The organism is Thiobacillus denitrificans, from assembly GCF_001530125.1.
Taxonomy (GTDB): Bacteria; Pseudomonadota; Gammaproteobacteria; order Burkholderiales; family Thiobacillaceae; genus Thiobacillus; species Thiobacillus denitrificans_C.
Window position 1 is genome coordinate 1 of the sequence record NZ_LDUG01000051.1, and the last position, 8,129, is coordinate 8,129.

Here is an 8,129-nt window from a genome sequence, read left to right on the forward strand (position 1 = left end):
AACTGCTCGGCGCGCCGCGCCCGCCCTGGCAGCAGTGGCTGCGCCTGGCCGGCGCCGGGGCCGTCGCCCAGGCCCGCCGCCGGCTCGGGCGTGCGGCCGATACGGCGTGGGCGGCCTGGGCATGGGCGGTCTATCTGCTCATCGTGCCGCTGGCCTGGCTGCTGATCGCGGCGGCGCCCGCCCTCGGCCTGCGCCGGCGCATCGCCCGGGCATGTGCGCGGCTGGCCCTAACGTTGACCGGGCTGAGGCCGCGGCTGACGGGCCTGCAGCACCTTGCCGGCCTGGACGACCCGCTGATCGTGGTGGCCAACCATGCCAGCTTCCTGGATGCGCTGATCCTCACCGCCGTGCTGCCGCCGCGTTTCACCTACGTGGCCAAGCAGGAACTGCTGCAGAAACCGCTCGCCGCCATTCCCTTGCGGCGGCTCGGTAGCGCGTTCGTCGAACGCTTCGACAGCGCGCGTGGCGCCGAGGACACGCAAGCGCTGGAGGAACGGGTGCGCGCCGGCGAGTCGATGGTGTTCTTTGCCGAAGGTACCTTCCGCAGCGACCCCGGCCTGCTGCCGTTCCGCATGGGGGCGTTCATGCTCGCCGCGCGGTCCGGCGTGCCGGTGCTGCCGGTCACCCTGAAGGGCACGCGCACGCTGCTGCGCGGCGAGTCATGGCGGCCGCATTACAGCGCGCTCGAAGTGAACATCGACGCGCCGAAGTCGGCAGAAGGCGATCCCTGGCAAGCCGCATTGCAATTGCGCGACCTCGCGCGCCGCCAGATCCTGGCGCAGCTGGGGGAGCCCGACGCGGCCGGCTGAGGCGGCGTCTGCCTGGTTGATTGCAGCGAATGCTTGCATATTGGCGCAAGCCATGGCTTATTAATAAAAATGCCCTATCAGAACAACATGACATCTCCCCCTTCCGGAGCAGACGGCAAGCAACAGCGGCGTCACGCGCGGCAGGCAACCTTGCAGACCGCGCGTGTCCGTTTTAGCGAGGGTGAGGCCATTCTTGCCGAAATCCGCGACTACTGCCCCAACGGCTTGTATATGGCTTTCGTGGAAGGGAAGACGCCGGATGCGGCCATCCCCGCCCTGATGGGCACCCGCGTGCAGGTGGCGTTTGCGGTGGACGGCGCCAGCGTGTTCCGGCTGAACGGCCGGGTCGCGCATGTTTCCCCCGGCGGCGTGGGCATCTTTGTCGCCGTCATGCCGGCGGGCACCCTGCAGGCCTTGCGCACAGCGAGCGAACGCCTGGCCAGGTCTGATTCCGCCCGCACCGGGTCTGATTCGACCCCGCAACAGGCCCAGGCGCTGCAACTGGCGTGCACCAGCCTGTTTCACAGTTTTCTCGATGCGGTGCTGCAGGATTTTTTTCAGCGCGCTGTGGAGTGCCTGAATGAAGCAGGGCAGGACGAGTTGAGCTTCCTGGAGCGATCCCGCTACGACTATGGCGCCCAGGAACTGATGCAGCGCCGCAGCCGGATCAAGGATGATTTCTACAATGCCATGCGCGACCGCATCCAGCATATCGGACCGACGGAAGCATCCAGTGAGGCGCCGGCAGCAAACAAGCTCGCCCTCGTCGACGAGGGCGAATTCGAGGACTGGCTGAATATGTCGGCGGTCATCAAGCAGATCGAGGATGACATCGTGCCGCTGCTCTATGCGTTCGAGCAGCGCTATAGCCGGCTGGTCGGCATGCCCGTCGACAGGAAGAACAACCCATTTGGCCCGGAAGCCATCTGCCGCACCTTCCAGGAGGACGTCATTCAGGGACTGGATTTTTCCAATCCCATGCGGGCGGTTCTCTACAGGGCGCTCGGGCAGGCGGTATCGCTCCATGCCCCGGCGCTTTACCGACAGCTCAGCCAGACCCTGGCTTCCCTGCAGCCGGTCGAGCCGCCAGAAGCCGTCGGTGGCAAGTCGGGGCCGACATCCGCGCCTCCGCCAGCCGTCGGGAGCGGAGCCCCCTCCGCTGAAAGCGACAAGGCCAGAACCGATCTGGCCGAAATCGCCGACACCCTGAACAGCCTGTACCAGCAGGATCAGGCCGGCATTGCCCAGACTCCGGAAAGCACCGAATACAGCCTGGACCGCATCCTGGCCACCCTCAACCAATCCCGGCAGCGCGCAGCGGGCGACATGTCGGGTACCGCGGCGGCGCAATCCCATTCTCGGGAAGGATATCAGCTGGCGCACCCAGCTGCCGTGCGGCCCGAGGTTCTGCAAGTGGTGAACAGCCTGCAGCAGACCGCCCGGCAGCTGGACGGTCGCCGAGTGCCGCAGCTTTCCGGCGCGCAGGGGGGCAGCGGGGCAGCCCTTCCCGAGGCCAGCCTGCGGGACCTGCTGGCCGCCCTGGACGGCTTGCCGCTGGCGAACCAGGCAACGCCAGGCAGCCCAATGCTGCCGCCATTGACCGAGCAGATCGATGCGCGCATCGCTCTCGCCGGGGAAGCAAGACGCCTTGCGCCGGGCCACCGGCAGATTCTGGATACGACTTCGAACCTGTTCGCCCGGGCGCGGGCGGATTTCGTACCCGGTTCGGACGTGGAGTCGCTGGTGAAGCGGCTGGAGCGTCCATTGCTCAAACTGGCGTTGCAAGACGCGAACTTCCCCAACCTGCCCGACCATCCCGCCCGCCAGGTGCTCGACCTGGTCGAGCAATACGCCGTGGCGGCGGACGACCAGGGCAGGATTTTCGATGCCAAGCTGCAACGCTTCCTCTACCTGCTGGTGGACCGCGTCTGCAGCCGGGCCGACGACGACCCCGGCATTTTCGAGGCGGTTCGCGACAGCCTCGAGAAGGTGCTGCTGCCGATCCTGCAGATCCGCAGAACGCGTGTCGCGCGCCTGCAGGAGGCCAGCGAGGGCCGGGCGCGCATCCGCACCGCCCGCACCCGGGTCAATGCAGCGCTGGAACAGCGTCTGGCAGGGCTCGAGGTGCCCGCCATGCTGCTGCGCCTGCTGGATGCGGGCTGGCGCCAGTACCTCGTGCTGTTGGAAATGCGCGAGGGGGCACAGGGCGAAGCCTGGGATGTCGGCATGGCGGTGCTGGACCGGCTGTTCACCTGGCTAGACCCCGATGCGAACGTATCGCGGACGGTAGAGGCGGCGCAGGCATTGCTGAACGAAATCGAGCGCACGCTGGCGACGGTCAATGTGGATGCCAAACCGCTGGCTGCGTTCATCGACGAACTGGGTGACAGGCTGGCCGATGCATCGGCTCCTTCTGCCGCAGGCGCCGCGATGATCCGGGTGCCGCCCGGCAGACTGGCCGCGCTGCACGGCGAAGGAGACAATGCCCAGACCGCGCATCGCCAGCTGGCCGATCGCCTGCGAGTGGGCGACTGGTGGGATTTCAGCCTGGAAGGCAGCCGGGTGCCGATGCAGTTCATCTGGATCAGTCAGCCGCCATCGAATTGTGCTTTTGCCAACCGCTCCGCCACATGCAAGACTGAACTCACCTTGGCCGAACTTTCCCGGCAGATCCAGAGCGGTGTCGCCAAACCGGGCAAGGATCTCGACCTGCCGCTGATCGAGCGTTCGGAACATGCCCTGTTCGACGAGACTTATCATGGCCTGTTGCAACAGGCCATACACGACCCGGTGACCGGCCTGCTCAATCGCAAGGGTTTCATGCAGCGCCTGAACCAGCTGGCGCTGCCGGAGCAGATGGACAAGGCGCACGCCGTCGGCATCATCGAGTTCGACCAGTTCCGCATGGTCTACAACAGCTGCGGCGTGGAAGCGGCGGAAGAACTGGCGCGCGGTCTGGCCAGCGAAGTGCGTGCGCAAATCGGACCCGACGCCGTCCTGGCCGCGCTCCGCGACGATACCCTGGCGATTCTGCTGCCCAACTGCAACCGGGCAGAGGGATGCCCGGCCGTCGATAAGCTGCTCGACCATGTGAAGGACTACCATTTCCAGCATGAGCAACACAGCTACAGTATCGGCTTCAATATCGGCATCAGCGAATTTGCGGCGGATCGGTTCAGCGCCATAGAAGCCATCCGGCGCGCCGACTCGGCCTGTATCACGGCAAAATCACAGGGCCGCAACCGGATGCAGATATACGAACAGGCCAGCCAACAGCTGCAGTCCCAGGAATCGCTGATGGACTGGGCAGGGCGCCTCGACGGCTTCCTCAATGAAGGCGGTCTGCATCTGCGCTGCCAGCAAGTGATGCCCATCGGCGCGGGCACATCCCTGCTGCCTTATTACGAGGTTCTGCTGGGTATCGAAAGCAAGGACGGGCTGCAGATCAGTCCGGAGCACTTCATCCCCGCAGTCGAGCGCCTGCAGCGTGCCCATGAAGTGGATATCTGGGTGATACGCAACGTGTTCGAGTGGATCGCGGCCAACCGGTCGAACTTTGCGTCCGTGGGCGGTTTCGCCATCAATCTTTCCGCCACCTCGCTCAGCAACCCCGAGGTGATGCGTTATCTGCAGAAAACGCTGCCGGGCAGCGACTTCCCCACCGACAAAATCATCTTCGAGATCACCGAAAGCGCCGCCATCGAAAGTTACGGCGCCGCGCAGGATTTCATCCGGGAAATCCGTCGCTATGGCTGCAAATTCTCGCTGGACGATTTCGGCAGCGGCTTCACTTCCTACGCCCACCTGAAGAATCTGTGCACCGATACCCTCAAGATCGACGGCAGTTTCATCAAGGACATGCTGCAGAACCCCGGCGACTACGCCATGGTCAAGTCGATGAATGACATCGGCCATTCGCTGGGACTGCGCACCGTGGCCGAGTACGTGGAATCGCCCATGCTGCTGGATGCGCTGCGCGAAATCGGCGTCGACTATGCCCAGGGCTACGCCATCCACAAGCCCTGTCGCCTCGACCAACTCATGGTTGAACAGGCGGCTTAGGCGGGGGAGGCGCGGCCAGAAAAAATGCCGCTTGTTAGCGGCGTTGTCGAACTTCGGCTTCGACCCGTTTCTGCCATTGGCGGTCAGCGAAGAACCGAATTCTGCTCTGTGGCACATAGCAGACTGATGCTGAGATCAATTGTGGGGCAGTTGGTCGGCCATTGCGGCCGGTGGCGTCGCCCCAGCTGAATGACCGGTGTCGCGCAGGTTGCCGACGTTTAGTGAGTACGTCGCCTGAATGGCCGCTTTCGTTAGTCGCGAAGGACGGCACCTGACCCAACCCGCACACGCACTCATAAATCCCTTGCCCTCACCGTGCGGGCGCAGTCAGCAGCCGGATGAGCTCTTTATCGTTCTTGTTTTTCAACAAACCGAGGGGATTTTTTCCTTTGTTGTTTTTTGCTTCGCGATTGGCGCCAGAGGCAAGAAGAAAAATGACCATTTCTCGATTCGGGAGTTTCTTCTGGCCGCAAGCGTAGTGCAGTGGTGTATTCCCCATATTGTCAATCTGGTTAACGTCCTCTCCGTTGGCAAGTGCATTCTTTACTTCCAGAATCTTTCCGAAATAAGAGCAATGCATGAGGCTGGTGTAACCATTTGAGCCGATCTGTGCTCTGTCTTGTGCCTCCACCCGATTTAACGATCTTCTGAGAAGGTAGGCGACAGCGAGCGTCAACAAGTAAAGTGGTATGCCGACTAACAATACGGTACCAAGTCCAATAAGCGTGGTGTCAATAAACCTGTCAAGCAGCTCTGTCGAACTCATCAATCCTCCTCCAATTTAGATATTTGTTTTGGCTAGTTAGCAAGGTCATGCACAGTCCTGCTCTTTTTTCGGTAGGGTCACATGCCCGAGGTCTATTCCAGTAGCATTGGGCGAACAATCTGACTGTTGTGACGACTACCCTAGCATGTCCACTCGATGAAAGGGTTAGGCATCTTCTCGTCCCTCAGCATCTGCAACCTTCTTTGGGATGAGCCACCAGCTGCCCTTTCTTGCTGGCACCAACCTTTCAATGGAGATACTTTGCAGCTCGTCGCTTGGAATGCCCGCGACTTCCGGATCGGTTGGCGCCTTCGTGAACGATTTCAGATGATCAATCAACTTTCGTTCGGCTTCAGGCGACATGGGCGTCATGTCCACATCCGCTTCTCCTGAGCCGGGAGCGTGCTTCTGCCAAAGGGCGACAGTCAGGTGCGATGTGTTGCCGGGCGGACGTGGAGCGAGCTTGTGCAGGCCCATCTGGCGCTCCAGTTCGGACGTTGCCATTAACTCTCGGTTAATTCGAGCCAAGTCGCCTTTAAGTTCTGGCGCCCAAACAAAGTCTTGCTCTTTCTGTAGAAACTCTGGGGCACAGAGTTTGTGCAGTTTGTCGCCAGAAACAAAGATGTGACAGAACGGCAAGTAGAAGAGGTATGCGATGTCAACGCGATTGGATGGTCGCTCTGACGAGATGAGATTGGCTGCAAGCGCGATCTGAAAAAAAATCTCGACCATCAATACATGCGCGGCGTAACTGGCGTATCCGGCGAGCGGCGGGAATCCTGCCTGTGACCATCGGTAAATGATCGCCGCCTGTAGATGCTGTGGAACTTGTACAAACGAGAAGAGCAAGCCGATCTGTTGTTCAGGCTCGTAGCGAGAATGGACAAGGGACGCAGCAATTCCATACGCTTGTTTGACGGTGCGGCAAGTCTGCGGCGTGATGCCCAAGGCGCGCATGCGGTGAGCGACCTCCGGTAGGTTTAGTTGGGTGAGCATCGCTCTCCAACTGGAAGCGACGCCGTGCTCAATCTCGTGAAACTGACTACGTTGCCACCGCGCAAATGCCTCAGCTTCTGGCGAATTCTCAAAGACAACACCCGGTTTACCGTCAGCACCGCGTACTGGGCGCCCACCTGCCACTGGAATTTGACCAAGGTGAGGTGCTTCATGACCAAGAAGGTTTGCGATACAAAGCTGTGCGTGATGGACACAAGGGGCGCCAGATAGAACGGGGGTCTTGTCCGCAATTACACGAACTTCCTCCTCGGGGGTGCGCGCCCCGTCCTTGCGCTGCTTTGCAAGGTCCGCAAGTGTTTCTACAAAGAACAACGGAGAAACGACGGGAAGAAAGAAATGGTCGAACCACACCGACTCATCGACCGTTAGCGACTGTAGAAATGATTTGTCGAAGAGCGCAATGGGGCCCACGGTCTCTCCTAAGATGCCAAACGTTTGAATTAAGGGGCGGACTTTAGCGCGTCCCGCTTGAATGAGGAGTTAGGCTCTCATAGAGGCGGGGGCATGCAGGAAGAATGCCGGACTCCAAGATTGAGTACCTCTCGCTGTAATGATTGTGCGCCGCTGAGGACGACCGCTTGCATGCCAGACAGCATTGCCAGCCCATTAGCATTGCACAGAACACTATGCGCGAGTACCGCCGGGTAGCCTTCCGCGTGGCGCCGAAGCGGGTGGATACCGGCATGTGCATACGAATTAAGTGCTTTCCAAGAGTTGTCCTTGAACCGAGCGAGCGCTGCGTATGCTTCCTCCGGTCCAGATTTCGCAAGCGCCTCCATCATGTGTTGAGCCTGCGAAATGTTCTTGGCCGCTTGCTCGGAATCTAGATCAAGGTTCGCTGTCAGCTTTGAGACGTCTGAGTCTGTGGCCGCATAAGTTAGCCAAACCGAACGGAGGATTGCTTCGAACTGCGATCTGTGCACTACAAGGGCCGACGGCAGAAGACCGCTGCGGATAAGAAGTCTCACGGCGTGCCAATGCTCGAGCGCTAGCGAACAGGCAATGTCGGCGACTGCAACTCGGGTCGAATCGTTGCATAGAGGAAGATCGATGAGGGAGAGAAGTTCCCCCGCGATCGCATCAGACTCGTTAAGTGCTTGGGGAAGATCTATCGGCGAATTCATGGTGCCTGACAGTTAATAGAGAGACCCATGGGTCCGGACGTTTTTTAATAAAAAGACAGGCATTTTCGCGGTCTATCGTCCTGATTCTTATATGGATGTTGGCAGACTATCTTTTTATAACGTTATGCAAAAGGAGACGAAGAGCTTTCGGATTATGCTCCGAATTTTTCTCCTCAACTACGAGGAGCATTGTCCAATGGGGTTTGAGTCTGAGCGAGGGGTGTGAATCCAACGGGGTTTGAGTCTGAGCAGGTGGCCGGGATCGATCAATATGCGGAGCATGGTGATCGGTATGAACGACGAACAATTGAAGACCTTGGCGGATTTGCAAGGATTTCTGGAAGGCACCGT

At 60.3% G+C, this 8,129-nt stretch carries 5 protein-coding genes; 2 read left to right on the plus strand and 3 right to left on the minus strand.

Features of this window, described 5'->3' with window-relative positions; all coding sequences use genetic code 11:
• A partial coding sequence (locus ABW22_RS15080) for a lysophospholipid acyltransferase family protein (RefSeq protein ID WP_162264494.1) occupies window positions 1–809 on the plus strand: 809 nt, incomplete at its 5' end.
• An 87-nt stretch (window positions 810–896) separates the two neighbouring features.
• The gene (locus tag ABW22_RS15085) at window positions 897–4,871 is read left to right on the plus strand and encodes a DUF1631 family protein (RefSeq protein WP_162264495.1); all 3,975 of its coding nucleotides are present in this window, start codon (window positions 897–899) and stop codon (window positions 4,869–4,871) included.
• Window positions 4,872–5,181: 310 nt separating this feature from the next.
• Here ABW22_RS15085 and ABW22_RS15090 read toward each other — a convergent pair whose 3' ends face one another.
• The 3 genes from ABW22_RS15090 to ABW22_RS18465 form a co-directional block, all read right to left on the minus strand.
• Window positions 5,182–5,637: an ankyrin repeat domain-containing protein gene (locus ABW22_RS15090; RefSeq protein ID WP_059758694.1), complete on the minus strand. Its 456-nt coding sequence runs from the start codon at window positions 5,635–5,637 to the stop codon at window positions 5,182–5,184.
• A gap of 165 nt (window positions 5,638–5,802) precedes the next feature.
• Window positions 5,803–7,065 carry a hypothetical protein gene (locus ABW22_RS15095; protein ID WP_059758697.1) on the minus strand — a complete coding sequence of 421 codons (1,263 nt, stop codon included), beginning with the start codon at window positions 7,063–7,065 and terminating at the stop codon, window positions 5,803–5,805.
• Window positions 7,066–7,142: 77 nt separating this feature from the next.
• Window positions 7,143–7,778 (minus strand): DUF6988 family protein, encoded by a 636-nt coding sequence (locus ABW22_RS18465; protein WP_059758700.1) that lies wholly within the window; start codon window positions 7,776–7,778, stop codon window positions 7,143–7,145.
• Window positions 7,779–8,129 lie beyond the last annotated feature (351 nt).